The sequence below is a fragment of the Corallococcus sp. AB038B genome (assembly GCF_003668955.1).
GTDB classification, from domain to species: domain Bacteria; phylum Myxococcota; class Myxococcia; order Myxococcales; family Myxococcaceae; genus Corallococcus; species Corallococcus exiguus.
Genome location: NZ_RAWO01000239.1, coordinates 1 through 407, shown reverse-complemented (window position 1 = coordinate 407; position 407 = coordinate 1). Strand labels below are relative to the sequence as shown.

The 407-nt window shown below is 69.0% G+C and carries 1 protein-coding gene; it reads right to left on the bottom strand.

The features are described from left to right. Positions 1 to 82 precede the first annotated feature (82 nt). Positions 83 to 407: sugar nucleotide-binding protein (locus tag D7Y04_RS43145; protein WP_147477366.1), on the bottom strand; the 325-nt coding region annotated here is incomplete at its 5' end.

Here is a 407-nt window from a genome sequence, read left to right as displayed (position 1 = left end):
GCGTGCGCCGAGAAAACCTTCGCCGCCTACCGACGCGCCGCCGAGGCCTGACCGCGAAAGCGCATCGTTGAGGACCGGTTGCCTAAGACTCGTCGCGCAGCGCGGCGCCATCACGCTCAAATGCCGCATGCAGCGCGCCACGCCAGTCCCGCATCGGGGCAAGGCCGGCGGCAGCCCATTCGGTCTCGGACAACACCGAGAACGCGGGTCGGGGCGCCGGCCGCACGAACGCGTCGGACGTAGTCGGCTCGACCCGCTGAGGGTCGAGGCCGAGCTCGGTGAAAATCGCCCGGGTGAACTCGAACCAGGACGTCTGGCCGCTTCCGGTGCAGTGGTAGTTACCAGCTGGCGCGTCGCTCATCGCAAGCTCGATGAGCCCGGAGGCGAGGTCGTAGGTCCAGGTCGGC